The organism is Morganella sp. Je.2.23 (assembly GCF_051129855.1).
Lineage (GTDB): Bacteria > Pseudomonadota > Gammaproteobacteria > Enterobacterales > Enterobacteriaceae > Morganella > Morganella sibonii.
Genome location: NZ_JBCPSQ010000004.1, coordinates 216,906 through 237,230, shown reverse-complemented (window position 1 = coordinate 237,230; position 20,325 = coordinate 216,906). Strand labels below are relative to the sequence as shown.

20 protein-coding genes are annotated in these 20,325 nt (G+C 55.2%); 18 read left to right on the top strand and 2 right to left on the bottom strand.

The annotated features are described in order from the left end of the window. Positions 1-47: 47 nt before the first annotated feature. The 11 genes from AAZR23_RS15025 (at position 48) to trpS (ending at position 9,598) form a co-directional block, all read left to right on the top strand. Positions 48-857, top strand: a complete 810-nt coding sequence (locus AAZR23_RS15025) for a hypothetical protein (protein ID WP_434693496.1) — start codon at positions 48-50, stop codon at positions 855-857. Then, complete coding sequence (locus AAZR23_RS15020; protein WP_434693493.1) at positions 854-1,414, top strand: hypothetical protein; 561 nt, start codon at positions 854-856, stop codon at positions 1,412-1,414. Before AAZR23_RS15025 ends, AAZR23_RS15020 begins: the two co-directional genes overlap by 4 nt. Then, positions 1,411-1,923 carry a hypothetical protein gene (locus tag AAZR23_RS15015; RefSeq protein WP_434693491.1) on the top strand — a complete coding sequence of 171 codons (513 nt, stop codon included), beginning with the start codon at positions 1,411-1,413 and terminating at the stop codon, positions 1,921-1,923. Before AAZR23_RS15020 ends, AAZR23_RS15015 begins: the two co-directional genes overlap by 4 nt. Further along, a complete protein-coding gene (locus AAZR23_RS15010) occupies positions 1,916-2,974 on the top strand; it encodes a secretin N-terminal domain-containing protein (protein ID WP_434693488.1) in 1,059 nt (352 codons plus the stop codon). Before AAZR23_RS15015 ends, AAZR23_RS15010 begins: the two co-directional genes overlap by 8 nt. 515 nt (positions 2,975-3,489) lie before the next feature. Further along, on the top strand, positions 3,490-4,014 hold the full coding sequence (gene aroK, locus AAZR23_RS15005; protein WP_004237896.1) for a shikimate kinase AroK: 525 nt from the start codon (positions 3,490-3,492) through the stop codon (positions 4,012-4,014). A gap of 31 nt (positions 4,015-4,045) precedes the next feature. Beyond that, positions 4,046-5,128 carry a 3-dehydroquinate synthase gene (gene aroB / locus AAZR23_RS15000; RefSeq protein WP_434693485.1) on the top strand — a complete coding sequence of 361 codons (1,083 nt, stop codon included), beginning with the start codon at positions 4,046-4,048 and terminating at the stop codon, positions 5,126-5,128. 148 nt (positions 5,129-5,276) lie between these two features. After that, a complete protein-coding gene (locus tag AAZR23_RS14995) occupies positions 5,277-6,230 on the top strand; it encodes an SPOR domain-containing protein (RefSeq protein ID WP_434693483.1) in 954 nt (317 codons plus the stop codon). An 87-nt stretch (positions 6,231-6,317) separates the two neighbouring features. Continuing rightward, positions 6,318-7,136, top strand: a complete 819-nt coding sequence (gene dam / locus AAZR23_RS14990) for an adenine-specific DNA-methyltransferase (RefSeq protein WP_107680157.1) — start codon at positions 6,318-6,320, stop codon at positions 7,134-7,136. 40 nt (positions 7,137-7,176) lie between these two features. Continuing rightward, positions 7,177-7,851, top strand: coding sequence for a ribulose-phosphate 3-epimerase (gene rpe / locus AAZR23_RS14985; RefSeq protein WP_046895082.1), 675 nt, complete (start codon positions 7,177-7,179; stop codon positions 7,849-7,851). Further along, on the top strand, positions 7,848-8,567 hold the full coding sequence (locus AAZR23_RS14980; protein ID WP_046895081.1) for a phosphoglycolate phosphatase: 720 nt from the start codon (positions 7,848-7,850) through the stop codon (positions 8,565-8,567). The genes rpe and AAZR23_RS14980 overlap by 4 nt, the downstream gene beginning before the upstream one ends. 2 nt (positions 8,568-8,569) lie before the next feature. Further along, entirely contained in the window at positions 8,570-9,598 is a 1,029-nt protein-coding gene (trpS, locus tag AAZR23_RS14975) for a tryptophan--tRNA ligase (protein ID WP_046895080.1), read from the top strand. Positions 9,599-9,660: 62 nt separating this feature from the next. Here trpS and AAZR23_RS14970 read toward each other — a convergent pair whose 3' ends face one another. Continuing rightward, positions 9,661-10,506, bottom strand: coding sequence for a 4Fe-4S dicluster domain-containing protein (locus AAZR23_RS14970; protein WP_348770392.1), 846 nt, complete (start codon positions 10,504-10,506; stop codon positions 9,661-9,663). 333 nt (positions 10,507-10,839) lie between these two features. Between AAZR23_RS14970 and dmsA the strand changes: the two genes are divergently transcribed. The 4 genes from dmsA to dmsD all read left to right on the top strand — a co-directional run bounded on the left by dmsA (position 10,840) and on the right by dmsD (position 15,481). Further along, the gene (dmsA, locus tag AAZR23_RS14965) at positions 10,840-13,293 is read left to right on the top strand and encodes a dimethylsulfoxide reductase subunit A (RefSeq protein WP_434693476.1); all 2,454 of its coding nucleotides are present in this window, start codon (positions 10,840-10,842) and stop codon (positions 13,291-13,293) included. 11 nt (positions 13,294-13,304) lie between these two features. Continuing rightward, positions 13,305-13,922 (top strand): DMSO/selenate family reductase complex B subunit, encoded by a 618-nt coding sequence (locus AAZR23_RS14960; RefSeq protein ID WP_046895077.1) that lies wholly within the window; start codon positions 13,305-13,307, stop codon positions 13,920-13,922. Position 13,923: 1 nt separating this feature from the next. After that, entirely contained in the window at positions 13,924-14,784 is an 861-nt protein-coding gene (locus tag AAZR23_RS14955; RefSeq protein ID WP_166706791.1) for a DmsC/YnfH family molybdoenzyme membrane anchor subunit, read from the top strand. An 85-nt stretch (positions 14,785-14,869) separates the two neighbouring features. Beyond that, positions 14,870-15,481, top strand: coding sequence for a Tat proofreading chaperone DmsD (gene dmsD / locus AAZR23_RS14950; protein WP_434693474.1), 612 nt, complete (start codon positions 14,870-14,872; stop codon positions 15,479-15,481). Positions 15,482-15,548: 67 nt separating this feature from the next. Here dmsD and AAZR23_RS14945 read toward each other — a convergent pair whose 3' ends face one another. After that, the gene (locus tag AAZR23_RS14945) at positions 15,549-15,839 is read right to left on the bottom strand and encodes a hypothetical protein (RefSeq protein WP_052927230.1); all 291 of its coding nucleotides are present in this window, start codon (positions 15,837-15,839) and stop codon (positions 15,549-15,551) included. Between the two features lie 91 nt (positions 15,840-15,930). On the opposite strand from AAZR23_RS14945, the gene AAZR23_RS14940 reads away from it, so the two are divergent. From AAZR23_RS14940 to AAZR23_RS14930, 3 genes are all read left to right on the top strand, one after another. Beyond that, positions 15,931-16,815, top strand: a complete 885-nt coding sequence (locus AAZR23_RS14940; RefSeq protein WP_369450878.1) for an AraC family transcriptional regulator — start codon at positions 15,931-15,933, stop codon at positions 16,813-16,815. Between the two features lie 101 nt (positions 16,816-16,916). Continuing rightward, entirely contained in the window at positions 16,917-18,632 is a 1,716-nt protein-coding gene (locus AAZR23_RS14935) for an ATP-binding cassette domain-containing protein (RefSeq protein WP_434693470.1), read from the top strand. Continuing rightward, on the top strand, positions 18,622-20,325 hold the full coding sequence (locus tag AAZR23_RS14930; protein WP_434693467.1) for an ATP-binding cassette domain-containing protein: 1,704 nt from the start codon (positions 18,622-18,624) through the stop codon (positions 20,323-20,325). Before AAZR23_RS14935 ends, AAZR23_RS14930 begins: the two co-directional genes overlap by 11 nt.

Sequence of the window (20,325 nt, the reverse complement as noted above, 5' to 3'; positions counted from 1 at the left end):
ATTAAAAGAAAAGATTATTTTTTATATTAATAATTCAGGGATTATTTATGCAGATTGCTTCACGGATGGCGGGAATTTCCCTTCAGGACGGGGAATTAAGGATAGCTCTGGCGCGGCGTAAGCGCCGGGGGTGGGATTTTGAGGATTTTATCACGCTGACGCTGCCGGAAGCGGAATCAGCAGAAAACGGTGTACCCGGTTTGTCTGTGGCTGCGGCTGCGCTGGGGAAATGGCGGCGGCGTATCCGGGGGTGTCCGGTATGCCGGGCGGCGTTGCCGGTGTCACTCTGTCTTCAGCAGCAGATACGCCTGCCGGAGAGCCGTGTCGCTCAATCTGCGGTGGTTCCGCTGATTGATACCTGGCTGGCGCGCACGTTTCCGGGGCGTCATCAGGATCTTATCTATGATTACCGGCTCTTTTCCAGCGATATCATCCTGACAGCGCTGCACCGCGCTGTCAGGGATCAGTGGCTGGCGCTGGCGGCAGCGCTTCGGGCGGAGCTGACGATGCTGAGTATTATTCCCTGCGCACTGCGCCGTTTCGCCCGGACCCGGGGCGTGACAGCAGAGGACTGGCTGGTTTTCCGTCAGGGTAACAGTGTCTGCTGGACTGCCGGTGAAACTCAGCCGGTACTGAGCGGACGGGTGGATCTGACACTTTCGTCGTTACCGGCAGAACTGAAAAAGCAGGGCTTTGATGATACCCGGGCCGCACTGCGTTGTCTGCACGATCTCAGCAGCCTGCCGGAAGCATGGCAGGCGGAATGCCTGTGTTATGAGAATGCAGAGACGGATGATGTGCCGCCGGGCTATGCGGCGGCGGCAGGCCTGGTGTTCTGCGGGGAGGATCGGTTATGACACTCCGGGTGAATCTGACCGCATGGCGTTCCCGGCTGAAACGGCAGATCTGCCGCGGGATAGCAGTCCGGTTTCTGGCGGCGGGCTGGGTGATGTTATCCGCGTTGCTGCCGGTTTATCTGCTTCATTCCCTCTCTGTGCAGCATCTGGCGCTGTTGCTGGCGGTTTCTGATGAACGGGAAGCCCGCCTGGTGCTTCAGCGGGCTGAATTTACCCGCCTGCTTGCCGTACAGCAGCAGGCGGAGGCAGATAAACTGCGGCAGCAGCAAACCGGCCGGGAAAACTGCCGTTACCGGGAGTTACTGTCTTTTTTGCAGAGGCAATTGCCGGAAGATGCCTGGCTGGCACGCTATCAGGCTGAGCGGCAACAGCATGATAAAGAAAGTACCGTACGCCATGCTCTGGCGATCAACCGCCGTCAGGTGATCGCCCCGTCCCATCCTTTATTACACCATGCACCGCCGGGGCTGATACCGCTCAGGCTGATCAGCCTGCATCATCACAAAACCGCCAATGTCCGGCAGTTCGTATTGGTGACCGGGGGGAGACTGCCATGAACCTGAATACTGTGTGGCATTTTGTGCAGTACCGGCGTGTGCAGTGGGGTGTGATTTCCGGGATCTGGTTATCGGCCGGTGTGATGTTCTGGTGTTTTTATCTGCAACCGGCGGCCGGGGAAACCGATATGCAGCTCCGGCAGCTGCAACAGCTGACCGCACGGTCAGAACAGGCGGTGCCGGAAGTGATTACATTACCGGCACCGGACATTCCGCCGTTATTTACCCTGCTGCCCGAAAATGCGCTGCCGCTGCTGACCGGCTGGCAGCAGGAACCGCCGGAACAGCCGGAGCGCTGGGTACTGACCTTTGAGGCGCATTATCCGGCGCTGGCGGATCTGCTGGATACCCTCTGCGGGGAGCTGACTCAGTTGCCGGTTACCCGGCTCTCGCTTCATCCGCTGACCTCCGGAACATCCGCATCGCCGCCGCTGTTACAGATGACGCTGCATCTTGCATTACCGGGTTCTGATTTACCGGACTCAGATAAGGAATGGCGCGATGATTAACAACGTAAAATCCGCAGCCGGACTGATCACCGGCTGCGCTCTGCTGTTTGCGGCAGCGGCGTGTGGCGGGCCGCATCCGAGGGATCTTTTTCAGCCGGTGATCATAAATGAAGCGCAGACCGCACTGACAGAATCTCCTGCGGTATATTCCCCGCCACTGACAGCTGAGAGCCGGCAAAGCCGCACGTTTTCCCTGCAATATGCGGATGCGGCAGAGATGCTGGTTATGCTGAAACAACATCATGCGCAATGGTTTGCCGGTAACAGGATGCCGGAAGCTGACCGGCTGACTAATTCCCTCTTTATAGAGGCAGCGCCGGACGTGCTGTCGCGGACGGAAGCCTGGCTGACTCAGATGGATCAGCCGCAGCAGCAGGTGCAGATTACGGCACATATTGTGTCCGGCTCCCGTGAGGGGCTGCATGAGCTGGGGCTTCAGTGGGGAACGGTATTGCCGTCACCGGAGTCCGGCAACCGCCTGCAACTGCATCAGGCACGGGGAAACAACACGTTTACGTTTAATATCGCCCGTCTCGGCGGGCATCTGCTGGAGATGGAACTGAGCGCACTGGAGCAGGAGCAGCAACTGGATATTATCGCCAGCCCGCGTCTGACCACAGCCCATGAGCACCCGGCCAGTATCAAGCAGGGATCGGAAATTCCTTATACCACACAAAACCATGAATCCGGCTCACAGGTACAGTTCCGCGAGGCGGTACTGGGAATGGAGGTCACACCGCAGATCCTGAGAGATAACAAGGTGCGTCTGACCCTGCATATCAGCCGTAATGCACCCGGTGCGGCACTGATACAGAACGGCAGCGAGCAGTACGCTATCGATAAACAGGAGATCACCACACAGGTGGTTGTCCGCAACGGGGAAACCCTGATCCTCGGCGGTATTTTTCAGCAGGATAAGGGCAGACAGGTAACCGGTGTGCCCTATTTGTCGTCGATCCCATTGATGGGAAAGCTTTTTACTCATCAATACGATAAACTCAGCCGCCGTGAATTAGTGATATTCATTACACCGCAGTTGATCGATATTTAGTAACTGTATCAATATCAGCATGTTGTATCATAATTCACGGATAATATACGCAGGATAGCGGGTTTTTTTACCGGTTCTGCGGTGTTATACATTTGACGATTGCAACGATTTAGCATACAAGAGTTAGCAAATTTAGCAGGTATGAAATCACTGCCGCCGTAAAACAGACCGTTAATTCGTTGACGGACAACGTCCTGATTTTCAGATCGCGCCTTATGTTTCTGTGCAGCTCCTGTTTGCAGGAGGATTCACGGAAATATAAGGCGCGGTTTTTCGCAGGCGTTATGATAGTATGTGCGGATGTTCAGAGGCCGGATTGCGACAGGCATCACACAGCAGCACCTGAGGTATCTTTCCGGTTTTGTGCCGGTATGGTTGCAATCGGGCGGAATGTGCGGAGATAATTTCAGGTTACTCACGCAGATTCACTCATGAGGTTTCATTTGAGGTCCCGCCGCTGATCGGGTGAGCGGGGCGGGTTATCATTAACGAATATTCTTAGTTATACCAAAAACATGGCAGAGAAACGCAATATCTTTCTTGTCGGCCCGATGGGTGCCGGCAAAAGTACTATTGGTCGTCAGCTGGCTCAGCAATTAAATATGGAATTTTTTGATTCCGACCAGGAAATTGAACGCCGCACCGGAGCCGATGTGGGCTGGGTGTTTGATGTCGAAGGTGAAGAAGGTTTTCGCCTGCGTGAAGAAAAAATCATCAATGAACTGACTGAAAAGCAGGGTATCGTCCTGGCTACCGGCGGGGGTTCCGTCAAGTCACGGGAAACCCGCAACCGCCTGTCTGCGCGGGGTGTGGTTGTATACCTTGAGACCAATATTGAAAAACAACTGGCCCGGACACAGCGCGATAAAAAGCGTCCGTTGTTACAGGTCGATGAGCCGGTCCGGGAAGTCCTGGTCAAACTGGCCGATGAACGCAATCCGATGTATGAAGAGATCGCGGATATCACTATCCACACCGATGATCAGAGTGCAAAAGTGGTTGCAAATCAAATCATTGAACTGTTAGAAACCAACAGTTAATTTTATATTACCGGCAACATGCGGAGGTGCCATGGAAAAAGTGACTGTGACTTTGGGTGAGCGTGCTTATCCTATTTCAATTGCTCCGGGTCTCTTTTCCCTTTCCGGCACCTTTGCGCCGCTGACCGCCGGTCAGCGTGCAATGATCGTCACCAACGAAACCCTTGCCCCGCTGTACCTTCAGACACTGACCGATAACCTTGCGCACGCCGGTGTGCAGGCGGATTCCGTGATTTTGCCGGACGGCGAGCAGTACAAATCCCTGACTACCCTTGATCGTATTTTTACGGCGCTGCTGGAGCACAATCACGGGCGTGATACCACGCTGATTGCGCTGGGCGGCGGTGTTATCGGGGATCTGACCGGTTTTGCAGCGGCTTCTTACCAGCGCGGCGTCCGTTTTATTCAGGTGCCGACCACGCTTCTGTCTCAGGTGGATTCTTCTGTCGGCGGCAAAACCGGTGTGAACCATCCGCTGGGCAAAAACATGATCGGTGCCTTCTGGCAGCCGGTCAGTGTGGTGATTGACCTCGGTTGCCTGAACACTCTGCCGCGCCGTGAACTGGCTTCAGGGCTGGCGGAAGTCATCAAATACGGCATTATTCTGGATCGCGATTTCTTCCTCTGGCTGGAAGAGAATATCGACCGCCTGCTGGCACTTGAGCCGCAGGCGATGGCGTACTGCATCCGCCGCTGCTGTGAACTGAAAGCTCAGGTAGTGGCTGCGGATGAAAAAGAGACCAGCGGGCTGCGTGCGCTGCTGAATCTCGGCCACACATTCGGCCATGCTATCGAGGCGGAAATGGGCTACGGTGTCTGGCTGCACGGCGAGGCCGTCGCCGCAGGGATGGTAATGGCGGCACGTACCGCTGAACTGCTCGGTACCTTCCGCCCGGAAGAGACTGAGCGGGTCATTGCGCTGCTTACCCGTGCCGGACTGCCGGTGCGCGGACCGGAATCTATGCCGGCGGAAGCCTATCTGCCGCATATGATGCGGGATAAAAAAGTGCAGGGCGGTAAACTGCATCTGATTGTTCCGGAAACTATCGGCCGGTCGGTTGTCCGTGCGGATATTCCGCATGACAAGGTGCTGGCTGCCATTCAGTCCGTTTAACGGGAGACGCGCGGCAGAATGTTTTTTTATATCTGTCTCGCTGAGTGCCGGGAAAATGGTTACACTACGCATTATGACGCGCGTACCGGGCGTCAGTTCTCTTCTGTTATATCCAAAGACACAGTTTCTGCTCTGATGGGAGGGCAAAATGGACGGCTTTAAACCCGAAAAGCAAGAACCACAGATTTTCAGCCAGCCGGATGATGAATCTATCCGTCCGGACGCATCTGACAGGCCGGAGCGCCCGGAACGCCGTAATCCGCGTCCGCGCCCGCCGCAGTCACGGCCTAAGTTTGCCGTCTCCCGCCAGCAGATGATGATTGGCGTGGCGGTTGTGGTCCTGGTATTACTGATTATTGCGATAAGCTCTGCGCTGAAATCGCCGTCAGAACCGGAAGCACCACAGCAGGCACAAAACGGCGAACGCCCGATTACGCTCGGCACCGGCAGTAATGACGGGGCAACACCGTTACAGCCGTCCGAACCGGTTCTGTCACAGGGCGGGCAGACCGGCGTGAATCTTCCGGCTATCAATAACCTGCCGACACAGGCACAACAGCCGTCACAGACAGGCGGCACCGGTCAGCGCGTGGATATCCCGGGGGATATTAACGATGCCCTGAATCAGGGAAGCACACAGACCGGTATCAATAATGCAGCGCAGCAGAATATGAATAATCTGCCGCCGGTGGTTACTCCGCAGGAAGAGCCGAAGAAACCGGTACAGCAGGTGAAACCGCAGCCGGTGAAAACCACCACAGCTACTCCGGCTAAACCGCGTGAAACCACCAAACCGGCTGCAGCCGCACCGGCAAAAAGCAGTACTGCGATCGCCAAAGCCCCTGCCGGGAGCTATACCCTGCAGCTGAGCAGTGCGAGCCGTGCGGATACGCTGAAAGCGTTTGCACAGAAGCACGGTTTATCCAACTATCAGGTTTATGAAACAACACGTAACGGAAAATCGTGGTATGTCCTGGTATACGGTAATTTCCCGACAGTCGGGGATGCAAAACGGGAAGTTGAGCGTCTGCCTGCTGAAATTCAGGGGAAAAAGCCGTGGGTCAGAAAGATGCAGCAAGTGCATCAGGACATGAAAAAATAAACACGGATTCCGTCAGGTGCTGATTTGCTGTCTGAAACAGAGCAGAATCGGCGGCTCTGGCCTTTTTGAGCAATGATTACAGACAGCATGAAGAAACAACGCGCATTTTTGAAGTGGGCCGGCGGAAAATACACTCTGGCAGATGAAATAAAACGGCATCTGCCGGAGGGTGATTGTCTTATAGAGCCCTTTGTCGGCGCGGGGTCAGTGTTTCTCAATACCGATTATCCGCGCTATGTGCTGGCGGATATCAACAGTGATCTGATCCACCTCTACACGGTGGTAAAATTGCGGACTCAGGAATTTATCGATGAGTCCCGTAAGCTGTTTACGCCGCAATTTAATGATGAATTACAATACTATGCCCTGCGGGAACAGTTTAATCAGAGCACGGATCATTTCGAGCGCAGTATTCTGTTCCTGTATCTGAACCGCCATTGTTATAACGGTTTATGCCGTTACAATTCCAAAGGCCGGTTTAATGTGCCCTTCGGGCGCTACCGCAAGCCCTATTTCCCGGAAGCCGAACTGTTATGGTTCGCGGAAAAATCCCGCAACGCCACGTTTGTCTGCCAGTCTTATGTGACCAGCATGGAAAATGCAGGCGCCGGGGATATTGTCTATTGTGATCCGCCTTATGCGCCGTTATCCGTGACGGCTAATTTTACGGCCTATCACACCAGCGGATTCGGATTACCTGAGCAGCAGAACCTGGCACAGCTTGCACAAATGCTTTCGTCGGATCGCAAAATTCCGGTTCTGATCTCGAATCATGACACCCCCCTGACCCGGGAGTGGTATCATCAGGCGCAACTGCACATTGTCAAAGTGCGCCGCACTATCAGCCGCAATACACTTAACCGCCAGAAAGTGAATGAATTACTGGCGCTTTACCGCGGACAGTAAGCCGTTGAATCCGGCGGCGTCTTATTAAGAGGAAACAGGAATGAAAGAGTTTTTGATTGCTCCGTCCATTTTATCTGCTGACTTTGCCCGTCTGGGGGAAGACACCGCGAAGGTTCTCGCCGCAGGCGGTGATGTGGTTCACTTCGACGTGATGGACAACCATTATGTCCCGAACCTGACTATCGGACCGATGGTGTGTAAAGCCCTGCGTGACTACGGTATTACCGCACCGATTGATGTGCATCTGATGGTCAAACCGGTGGACCGCATTGTGCCGGATTTTGCCAAAGCGGGCGCAACTTACATTTCATTCCACGCGGAAGCGAGCGAGCACGTTGATCGCACCATTCAGCTTATCCGCGAATGCGGCTGTAAACCGGGTCTGGTATTCAACCCGGCCACGCCGCTCAGTTACCTCGATTATGTCATTGATAAACTGGATCTGATCCTGCTGATGTCGGTAAACCCGGGCTTCGGTGGTCAGTCCTTTATTCCGGAAACACTGAAAAAAGTGGAAGAAGTCCGCCGCCGCATTGATGCCAGCGGCCGTGACATCCGTCTGGAAGTGGATGGCGGGATTAATACTGAAAATATCGCGGCAGTGGCGCAGGCCGGTGCGGATATGTTTGTGGCCGGTTCCGCGATTTTCGGCAAACCGGACTACAAAGCCGTGATTGATGATATGCGTAAAGAATTAACAAAGGTTTCAGCATGACAGAGAAAACAGCAGTACAGCAATTTACAGGGATTAAAGCCGTTGCATTTGACCTGGACGGCACACTGGTTGACAGTATTCACGGCCTGGCAGATGCCACAGACCGCGCGTTAGAGGCACTCGGCTATCAGAAAGCCGGGAAAGAGAATGTCACCGTCTGGATTGGTAACGGTGTTGATATTCTACTGGAGCGCGCACTGACGTGGGCAACCGGCTCTGCGCCGGATGCCGCGCTGCATGCGAAATGCCGTCAGTTATTTGATGAGTTTTATGCCGATGCCGTCAAAACCGGCAGCCCGCTGTTTGCACACGTGAAGCCGGTATTACAGGAACTGGCGGATGCAGGCATGGATCTGGCTATCGTCACGAACAAACCGACCCCGTTTATTGCCCCGCTGCTGAAAGAGCTGGATATTGCTGATTTCTTCTCTGTCGTTCTCGGCGGGGATGATGTGAAGAATAAAAAGCCGCATCCGGCTCCGCTCTACCTGACGCTGGGTGAGTTTGGGCTGCGTAAGGAAGAGATGCTGTTTGTCGGGGATTCCCGCAATGACATCCTGGCGGCACAGGCAGCAGAATGTCCGTGTGTCGGTCTGACCTACGGCTACAACTACGGTATTCCGATTGCGGACAGCAACCCGGATTGCGTACTGTCCGACTTTGCCGGGCTGTTACCGGCGCTCGGGCTGTCTCCGTTAACTCATCAGGAAGGATAATCATGAGCGGAACTAACACCAAAGCACATAAACCCGTTGTTTTCAGCGGCGCACAGCCTTCCGGCGAACTGACTATCGGTAACTACATGGGCGCGCTGCGTCAGTGGGTGAAAATGCAGGATGATTTTGACTGCATTTACTGCATCGTCGACCAGCATGCGATTACCGTCCGTCAGGACCCGGCAGAGCTGCGCAAACGCACTCTGGATACGCTGTCTCTCTATATGGCCTGCGGACTGGAACCGGCAAAAAACACCCTGTTTGTGCAGTCCCATGTGCCGCAGCATGCACAGCTGGGCTGGGCACTGAACTGCTACACCTATTTCGGCGAACTGAGCCGTATGACGCAGTTTAAAGATAAATCCGCCCGTCATGCCGAAAACATCAACGCCGGTCTGTTTGACTATCCGGTGCTGATGGCTGCCGATATCCTGCTGTATCAGACCAATCAGGTACCGGTCGGTATCGACCAGAAACAGCATCTGGAGCTGAGCCGCGATATCGCGCAGCGTTTCAACGCGATTTACGGTGATGTGTTTGTGGTGCCTGATCCGTTTATCCCGTCAGGCGGTTCCCGTGTGATGGCGTTACAGGACCCGGCGAAAAAAATGTCGAAGTCTGATGATAACCGTAACAACCTGATCGCACTGCTGGAAGATCCTAAATCGGCAGCGAAGAAAATCAAACGCGCGGTAACAGACTCCGAAGAGCCGCCTCGTGTGATTTATGATTTGGAAAATAAACCGGGTGTCTCCAACCTGCTGGATATTCTCTCCGGTGTTACCGGCAAACCGGTTTCAGCGCTGGAAGCGGAATTTGAAGGCCAGATGTACGGTCACCTGAAAGGCGCGGTTGCAGATGCTGTTTCCGGTATGCTGACAGAGTTACAGACCCGTTATCACGAAATCCGTAACGACGATGTGTTACTGAACCGGGTGATGAAAGAAGGTGCGGAGAAAGCCTCTGCCCGTGCACAGATCACGCTGGATAAAGTCCACGACGCAATTGGTTTTGTGCGCCGCCCGCTGTAACGGCTGGACTGATTAAACTGAAAAAAGCGCCCCGGAATGAAGCGGCGCTTTTTTTATATCCGTTACAGCCAGCCTTTTTCTTTGCGGGAACGACATACCGGGCACAATGTCTGTTCCGGTTGCCAGCTCATAAAAGGCAGATGGCAACTGCTGCACCGGGCATCAAAATACGCATAATGAACCGGCTGACTGTTTTTTTCTGCCTGCGGTATGACATCAATCGCTTTCGGGAAACAGACATCGCGGCAGCTCATGCAGCCGCTGCATTTCGTTTTATCCACGGTAAACTGATTATCCGCAATCGTGATCGCACCCTCCTGACACACTGCCGCGCAGGCGGTACACAAAATACAGTTTTCTGTATCCGGGCGCACATCAAACCAGCTGTCATCCGGCCAGAGTTTTTTACGTTCATTCAGTCCGGTTATGGCGCGGCCGGTATTCAGCCCGGCACTGACGGTTTTCTGCCGGAATAAGGCAAAGCGCTTTCCGGTATCCACTTGCGGCGGCGGGATGATGGTCAGTTGCCAGACCGGCTCACCGAGCGCTTTCAGGCGCAGATTGAGCTCCGCCAGCACCGGCAGCCAGTTATCGGTTTCCGGCTCTGTTATCTGTATTCCGCGGATATGGTACTGCCGGTGCCAGACCAGCAGTTCTTCCGCACTGGCCGGTGTTTCTTTCTTTTCCACCACCAGTTGTCCGTGATTGTTATAGCTGCGTTCGCGGACAGGTATGTGTTCAATCGCATCAGACGGGCAGACAAACAGGCAGTTTCCGCACTGAAAACAGCGGTCGTTATCAATTCTGACATCAAGATAGCCGAACGTTACCGCATCTGCCGGGCAGCAGGCGGCACAGTTATCACACTGACTGTTTTTGAGTTTCTTCCTGACACAGTGATCATTCACTGTCGGCGGTATGGTTTTCCCGCCGTTTATCAGGTAGTTGAGTGCGCTGCGTCTGATAACGTTAACTCCTTTTCCCGATCATCATAGTAATCTGACTGCCATTTTCCCATGACCGGATGCTGTCTGCCACCAACGGGATCAATAATCTGCGTTTCACAGGCTCATTTCTTGATACAAAACAACCCGGCTGAATCGTAAAACCGTAAAATAAATGCAGGTTATTGTATTTCAAATACTTTATTGCGAATGGTTACCAGTCGCGATCAGACAATAAGCCGTTAACCGGCAATAACAATAATAACGATAACAAAATCAATTAAGCGAGCAATGTATATGACAAAGATGAAAAAAACGTCGTTGTTCACCGCGCCGCTGACGCGCCGCGGGTTTGTCAAAGCCTCCGGTGCGGCGGGCGGTCTGGCGGTTGCGGCAGGCGGCCTGTCTCTTCCGTTCAGCCATGCGGCATCTGCCGCTGAGAATACCTCTGCACCTGCGGCGGCTTCTGATGAAAAAGTGGTCTGGAGTGCCTGTACGGTTAACTGCGGCAGCCGTTGCCCGTTACGGATGCATGTGGTTGATGGTGAAATCAGATATGTGGAAACCGACAATACCGGTGATGATGTCTACGAAGAGCTGCATCAGGTACGCGCCTGTCTGCGCGGCCGATCCATGCGCCGCCGGGTATATAATCCGGATCGTCTGAAATACCCGATGAAACGTGTCGGTAAACGCGGCGAAAATAAATTCGAGCGAATTACCTGGGAAGAGGCATTTGATACCATCGCAGACACGATGAAGCGCCTGATCCGCGATTACGGTAACGAATCCATTTATCTCAACTACGGTACCGGTACCCTCGGCGGTACCATGACCAAATCCTGGCCGCCGGGAGGCACGCTGATTGCCCGTCTGATGAACTGCTGCGGCGGTTATCTGAATCATTACGGTGACTACAGTACCGCACAGATTGCAGCCGGTCTGAATTACACCTACGGCGGCTGGGCGGACGGCAACAGCCCGTCAGATATTGAAAACAGCAAGCTGGTGGTTCTGTTCGGTAACAACCCGGGCGAAACCCGCATGAGCGGCGGCGGTGTGACCTATTATGTTGAGCAGGCACGCGAAAAATCAGATGCCCGTATGATTATCATCGATCCGCGCTATACCGATACCGGGGCAGGGCGTGAGGATGAATGGATACCGATCCGTCCGGGAACAGATGCCGCCCTGGTCAGCGCACTGGCGTATGTGATGATTAACGAAGATCTGGTGGATAAGCCGTTCCTCGATAAATATTGCGTCGGTTATGACGAAACCACGATGCCGGCCGGTGCACCGGCCAACGGTCACTATAAAGCGTATATTTTAGGTGAGGGGCCGGACGGTGTGGCGAAAACCCCGGAATGGGCAGCAAAAATCACCGGTATTCCTGCCGCGCGGATTGTGAAACTGGCGCGCGAAATCGGGACTGCCAAACCCGCTTACATTACCCAGGGCTGGGGTCCGCAGCGCCGTTCAAACGGTGAAACCGCATCCCGTGCCATTGCCATGCTGTCAATTCTGACCGGTAACGTGGGGATCAACGGCGGTAACACTGGTGCGCGTGAAGGCTCTTATGCCATCCCGTTTGTCCGCATGCCGACGCTGACCAACCCGGTGCAAACCAGTATCTCCATGTTTATGTGGACTGATGCGATTCTGCGCGGCGAAGAGATGACCGCCACCCGTGATGGTGTGCGTGGCAAAGACAAACTGGATGTGCCGATCAAAATGGTCTGGAACTATGCCGGTAACTGCCTGGTAAACCAGCACTCCGAAATCAACCGCACCCATGACATCCTTCAGGATGAGAGCAAGTGCGAGATGATTGTGGTGATCGATAACCACCTGACCTCTTCTGCCAAATACGCCGATATCCTGCTGCCGGACTGCACCGCCTCCGAACAGATGGATTTCTGTATGGATGCTTCCGCAGGTAACATGGGGTATGTGATTTTTGCCGATCAGGCAATCGCCCCGCGCTTTGAAAGCCGCAACATCTATGACATGACCAGTGAAATCGCCAAACGGATGGGCGTCGGTGAACAGTTTACCGAAGGCCGTACCCAGGAAGAGTGGCTGCGTCACCTGTATGAACAGTCCCGCGCCGCGTTGCCGGAACTGCCGGAGTTTGATGAATTCCGCAAACAGGGTATTTTCAAAAAACGTGACCCGCAGGGACACCATGTCGCGTACCGTGATTTCCGCGAAGATCCGCAGGCCAATCCGCTGACCACACCATCAGGTAAAATCGAGATCTATTCCGCGCAGCTGGCGGAACTCCGTGATACCTGGGAACTGAACGACGGCGATGAGATCCATCCGCTGCCGGTCTATTCCGCAGGCTTTGAGCATGCCGGTGACCCGCTTCAGGAAAAATACCCGTTACAGATGACCGGTTTCCACTACAAATCCCGGACGCACTCCACTTACGGCAACGTTGATGTGCTGAAAGCCGCCTGTCCGCAGGAACTGTGGATTAACCCTGTTGATGCCGCGAAACGCGGGATTGCGCACGGTGATAATGTGAAGGTCTTCAACGATCGCGGGGAAGTGCGCGTTAATGTGAAAGTCACACCGCGTATTCTGCCGGGTGTTGTCGGTCTGGGTGAAGGCGCATGGTACAGCCCGGACGGTGATCGTATCGATCACGCAGGCAGTATCAACGTGTTAACCACTCAGCGCCCGTCGCCGCTGGCGAAAGGGAATCCGTCCCATTCCAACCTGGTTGAAGTCGTTAAGGCCTGAGGAAGCGAATTATGTCAACGCAATATGGTTTCTACATTGATTCAGGTCGCTGCACCGGCTGCAAAACCTGTGAGCTGGCCTGTAAAGACTTTAAAAACTTATCTCCGGACGTGAATTTCCGCCGCATCTATGAATATGCGGGGGGCGACTGGACAGAGCAGGATGGGGTGTATCAGCAGAATGTGTTTGCTTACTACCTCTCCATCTCCTGTAACCACTGTGATGACCCTGCCTGTGCCAAAGTCTGTCCGAGCGGTGCGATGCATAAACGGGAAGACGGCTTTGTGGTGGTGAATGAGGAAGTGTGTATCGGCTGCCGCTACTGCCATATGGCGTGCCCGTACGGCGCACCGCAGTTTGATGAGGTCAAAGGCCACATGACCAAATGTGACGGCTGTTATGAGCGCGTCGCGGAAGGCAAAAAACCGATTTGTGTCGAATCCTGCCCGCTGCGGGCACTGGATATGGGACCGATTGAGGAACTGCGCGCCAAATACGGCACACTGGCGGAAATCGCGCCGCTGCCGTCTGCGGAATACACACATCCGAATATCGTTTTAAAACTGAATGCCAACAGCCGCCCTGTCGGGGATACCACAGGCCATCTGGCGAACCCGGAGGAGGTATAACATGGGATCGGGAATTCATGAATGGCCGCTGATGTTCTTTACCACCATCGGGCAAAGTGTGGCAGGGGCGTTTATTGTGATGGCGGCAGTGCTGCTGTCCGGAAAACTGTCACCGGAGATGAACCGTAAAGTGCATTACAGCATGTTCGGCCTGTGGGTGCTGATGGGCGCGGGTTTCCTGCTCTCCATGATGCACATGGGCACACCGCTGCGCGCATTTAATGCGTTTAACCGCCTCGGCAGTTCGTCGCTCAGTAATGAAATTGCGGCCGGTTCGGTCTTCTTCGCGGCAGGCGGTTTCTACTGGCTGCTGGCAGTGCTGAACAAAATGCCGGCGGCGCTTGGTAAGCTCTGGCTGCTGGTGGTCATGGTGCTGGCGGTGGTCTTTATTTACGCCATTCCGCAGGTTTACCAGATTGCCACGGTGCCGACCTGGCACACCCCGTACACGACAATCCACTTTGTGCTGACAGCGCTGCTGGGCGGACCGGTACTGGCTGCTCTGCTGCTGCGGATTGCCGGATTTGACCTGCGCTGCATCAGCTGGCTGCCGCTGGTGAGTATTATCGCGCTGGTGGCGAGTGCGGTTGCGGTGACCTCACAGGCGTTTGATCTGGCTTCTATCCGCAGCTCAGTACAGAGCGCATCCGCGCTGGTGCCGGAGTTCGGCCTGTATATGGGCTGGCGTCTGGTTCTGCTGGTTCTGGGTCTGGCCTGCTGGATCCTGCCGCTGGTGAAACGGGCGAATCCGCCGGTGATCATGATGCTGGCTGGTTTTATCCTGGTGCTGGCCGGGGAAATCATCGGCCGCGGTATTTTCTACGGGCTGCACATGACAGTGGGTATGGCCTATCTGTCCTGATACAGTCAGCGCGTATCCTGTTACTGTTTTCCGTCCGGAAATCGTGGCAGGATACGCCGGTATTTTATTGCGGGGATCCTGAGTTATGAGTGAGCAAGCAGTCAGTGATATTGCCTTAACGGCCCGTATTCTCGGCGCGGCATTTTATTATCCGCCGTCAGAAATCGCACAGATAACGGAACTGCTCTCTTCCGGTGAGTGGGTGGCGGAATGGCCGTATGGTGATGACGCACAAAAGCAGAATGCAGCGCAGAAACTGAATATCGCTGTCAGCGGGGAGGAAACATTACCGCAGGCGTATCAGCGGCTGTTTATCGGCCCGCAGGCTCTGCCCGCATCACCGTGGGGCTCTGTCTGGCTGGATAAAGAGCAGGTGCTGTTCGGGGATTCCGCAGTTGCCCTGCGTGAATGGATGCGTGCACATCAGGTGGATATTGCGTTGTCGCAGAATGAGCCGGAAGATCACATCGGTTTGTTACTGATGATGGTGGCCTGGACAGCGGAAAACCGTCCTGATGCCCTGAATTCACTGCTGGCGGAACATCTGCTGCCGTGGGCGCGCTTTTATCTGGCGCGTATGCAGGAAAGATGCGGAAGCCCGTTCTATGAAGGATTATCTGCCCTGACCGCCCTGACACTCTGCGGCTGGCAGGATGCTTTGCTGGTAATTCCGGCAGAGAAAACTATCTTCGCCTGACGTGCCGCCGCATCAGAGTAAAAAGCGCCTCCGGTCTGCACCGGGGGCGCTTTTTTTACGGCGGATACTACCGGCCGAGGTCAAATTCATTAATTTTTGCCAGCATCTCCGGGTCATTGCGGTATTTTTCACGCAATACTTTCTGCTGCTCTTTAGCCGGAGGACAGGTTTCATCCAGTGCTTTTCTGATATCTTTTTTCTGATCTTCCGGCAGGGATACATCCCATTCACCAGAGAAATAAATGCAGTTTTCTGCATTATCCGTAAAGATTTCCATCTCATCCGCACTGTTCTGATCTGCCGCGGCGGCAGGCAGAGAAAGCGCTGCCAGGCTCAGCAGCATTATCAGGTGTTTCATCCGTGTCTCCTGTTTTAAATGATAATAATTGTCATTTGATGTTTTTTTTGCCAGTATAGCCCGGTATTTCACCAGACGACGGCCGGGCCTTATGACTGAAAACGCATCTTTATCCTGTATCCCGCCTCTGCATAAACAGGTGGCGGAATATCATTTCCGCGACAAAATTCTGCTGCGTCAGGGGATCATGTCTGTCAGCGATGATATTGCGCTGGAAGAACGTTATGACGCGGGGCTCAAACTGATCGTTGTTCACAGCGGCCGGGTTCACAGCGAAAGCACCGGCGGACAGCTGATTACGATCGATTCACCGGCAGTTTTTATTGCGGCGGGCAGTGATAATTACACATTACAGAATCGGTTTAAAGCCGGTGTACCCCTGCATTACACACTCTTACAACTCTCTCCTGACTGGCTTGAACAGCAGCAGATTCTGTTACCGGCAGTTTTCGGCAGCGGACAGGCGCTGTCGCTCCGCCATATCGCTCTCGGCGGCCGGATCGCTGCCTGTGCGGGGCAATTGTTTGACAGTACGGTTCAGGATGCACTGAAACCGCTCTACTATGCCGGAAAAGCCGGTGAATTCGCGGCACTGTGCCTGCAACAGGTGATAGCCGCACCGGTAGCGGCACATAAACCGCTCAGCCGCCGGGAAATAAGCGGCCTGCAACGGGCGGAAGAGATCCTGCGTGATGAAATGGAAAACCCGCCGTGTCTGGAACAACTGGCGCTGCGTACCGGGCTGAACAGCCGTAAACTGACTCAGGGATTCAGGCAGAGGCATGGTCAGTCTGTGTACGGCTGGTTGCAGGAACTGCGCTTACAGACGGCCTGGCAGATGCTGACCACGCAGGGTGAGGCGATATCTGCCGTTGCGTATCATGTGGGTTACACCCCCGCACATTTCTCGGTGGTTTTCCGCAAACGCTTCGGATTGGTGCCCGGGGATGTGCGCAAACGGCATTTTTGTAACTGAATGTCCGGCAAGCGAAAGAAATAGCCCCGCAAACGAAAGGGTTGCCGCTGGTGACATAACCGGCTGTCCGTTACTCTCCGCAGAGGACTGCGGAGAACATCATGTATCACGACTTACGGGCGTTGTTGCGCCCCTTTTATACCCTGCTGGCGACAGCACTTTTCTTTCAGACGATCGCCGGTATCGCCTCGTTATTACCCTGGCTGGCACTGTATCAGTGGGCGGATGCACAACCGGCCGGCCATAACGGCTGGCTGGCGGCTGCGGCGGCCGGTGGTGTTATCTGGCTGGCGGCTCAGACACTGGCGTTTCATCTTACCCACATCACCGATGCCCGTTTCAGTTACCGGCTGCGGCTGCAACTGGCGGAGAAAATGCGCAATCTGCCGCTGAACTGGTTTGTGCAGCAGGGGCGCAGCGGGGTGGATCAGTATGTGCAGCAGGATATCAGCGCACTGCATCAGCTGGTTGCGCATGCACCGGCCGATATTGTCCGGCTGATACTGGTTCCGCTCCCGGCGGTACTTTTACTGTTGCTGATTAATCCCCTGTTGCTGATCCTGTCACTGCTGCCGGTGTGCGGGGCATTTTACTGTTTCCGGCTGACCCGTTCCGGACGCTGCCGCGATATTTTTGCTCAGCGTGATAACGCATTGCGTGCATTATCCGGTGATTACCGGACTCTGGCCGAAAACCCGTTGATTGCGCAGCAATTTCCCGGCCGCGGCATTGTGCGCAAAACCGAATTATCCCTGTCACATTTCCTGTCTGTTTTTCATCAGTGGGTCATCAAAACCGGCCGTCCGGCGGCACTGGCACAGATCCTGCTCAGTTCGGTTCTGCTGGCGGTCTGGCTGCTTCTCTGTGCGTTTGTGACCGGGCTGACATTATCTGCGCCGGCATTGATCCTGTTTATTCTCCTGCTGCGCAGTATTACTGAGCCGGTTGCGGCGATGGGGCACGGCGCCGATGCATTGCAGGCCGGCGCCCGTGCCGCCGCGCGTATCAGTCAGTTGCTGCGGCAGCCGGAAATTACCTGTGGCAGCGGGCAGTATGATAATGCCGCTCTGCTGCCGCGTTCAGTACCGCTGGAGGTACTGAATATCTCACTGCATGCCGGAGAAGGGCACACACAGACATCTGTACTGCGTGATGTCTCGTTTTCGCTGACGGCAGGGGAAAGTGTTGCGATTATCGGGCCGTCCGGTGCCGGTAAAAGCTCACTGCTGAGGCTGATTGCGCGTTTTATGCTGCCGGATACCGGCGATATTCTTCTTGCAGGCAGGCCGCTGTCTGCATGGTCACATACCGGGCTGAACCAGCTGGTGACGATCGTGATGCAAAACAGTGAGCCGCTGCCCGGCACGCTGCGTGACAATCTGCTGCTGTTTAACCCGCAGGCTTCGCAATCACAGATACAGCATGCGGTCACTGCCGCCTGTTTTGATGAGGTGATTGCGGCACAGGCGAAAGGGATTGATGCGCTGATCGGCACCGATATCCAGCTTTCCGGCGGTGAAGCGCAACGGCTGGCCATTGCCCGCGCCCTGATTGCGCAAAGCCCGCTTCTGCTGGCGGACGAACCGACATCCGCACTGGACCCGGAGAACGCCGGTATGATTTTTGATGCGCTGCTCAGCAGTCCGGGAACCCGGCTGATTGTCACACATGACCTTATGCTGGCAAGACGTGCGGATCGGATGCTGTTTATGGCTGACGGCACGATTGCTGCAACCGGCACACATGAAGAGCTGATGGCGGAGTGCGCGGCATACCGGGAATTTGTTATGCAGCAGGAGAAACAACATGAAGCATGATCCGCTGAAAGCGCTGGTTTATTCCCTGAAAGGACCGGTATTGCTGATGGCCGCCGGTGCGGTACTTGAAGGGATCTGCGGATTACTGCTGATCCCGGTGATCCTGACTCTGCCGTCTGATCCGCTCCCGGCGCTGCGGAATCTGGGGATCGCGTCCGTTATCACGCTGATCGTACAGTATATTGCCCTGCAACAGGGCTTTCTGGCCGGAACAACTGTGATGCGCCGCCTGACACTTGCACTGATCCGGCATATCCCGCGTCGTCTGTCACCGGATAACAGCGCCGGGGAATTGCTGACGGGAGCACTTATCCCGGCGGCGGCGATTCCGGCGCATCTGCTTTCCCCGCTGATCAGTACCGTCATGATACCGCTGACGATTGTTACCGGTCTGCTGTTTTACTCCCCCGTGACGGCGCTCCTGTTTGCCGCAACCGCCGGTATACTGATTGCCGCACTCCGCCTCAGTGCGCAGCGGCTGAAACGGGATGAAACCGGGCTCCTCCGCGCCCGTGCCGGGGCTGCGCAGGCGCTGGGCGATTTTGCATTCCATCAGGCACTGTTGCGCAAAAGCGGTCAGATGAGCGGAGCGGTACAGCAATTACAGCGGACACTGTCGGCACAGCATGAATCCCAAATCAGACTTCTGCGCCGCAGCCTGCCGTATCACCTGCTATCCGGGCTGCTGATCCAGCTGATTTTTATCGTAATTCTGATCGCAGGCGCATGGCAGGTTTCTCACGGCACAATCACACTGAACGGCTGGCTGGCGGTGATGGTGCTGATCGCCCGTTTTATCGAGCCGCTGAACCAGCTTTCCCATATTGATCAGGCGCTGCGTCAGGCGAAGGCTGCACTGAATGCGGCAGAACAGGAACTGAGGGGGGAAACCCGCTGTTCACCGGCACACAGCGGAAAACCGCAGTCAGCCGGGGTCTCGGCAGCGTCGCTGACAGCACTGTCTGATGACGGAAAAACGTTGCTGCATGCGGTATCTGTGACCTGTCCGGAGAACAGTCTGACCGTCATTACCGGCCCGTCCGGTGCCGGGAAAACCACATTGCTGCACCTGCTGGCGCGGACGGCTGATCCGCAGAGCGGAACGGTCAGCTACGGCGATCTGCCGGTGACGTCGCTGTCTGAAACGGTACTGGCATCGTTCCGTCAGCTGGTGCCGCAATCTTCCCGGCTGCTGCGCGGCTCTCTGCGCTGGTCACTGTTACAGGGAGCTGCAACCCCGGACGATGCGGAATTGCTTGCGCAACTGCGGAAAACAGGTCTGCACCTTACCGCGGCACAACTGGATGACGATACCGGTGAACAGGGCGATCGCTTTTCCGGGGGCGAAAAGCAGCGGCTGTGTCTGGCCCGGGCGCTGTTAGCCGCACCGGCGATACTGCTGGCGGATGAACCGACCGCCAGTCTCGACGCGGTCAGCCGTGATAACGTCATCCGTCTGCTGGCTTCGTTTCCGGGGACACGGATTGTGGTGACGCACAGCCCGGCACTTGCCCGTGCGGCTGACAGGGTTATCGTGCTGGACAACGGTTATCTCTGTGCGCAGGGCACTCCGGCAGAAGTCGCACAGCAATCTGACTGGTTCGCCGGTTTTTGTGCCGCCGGACAGAAGACCGCTGAAATTGATCGGCAATCGACAGAAATTGTCCGGCAATCGAAACCGCAGATTATCTGA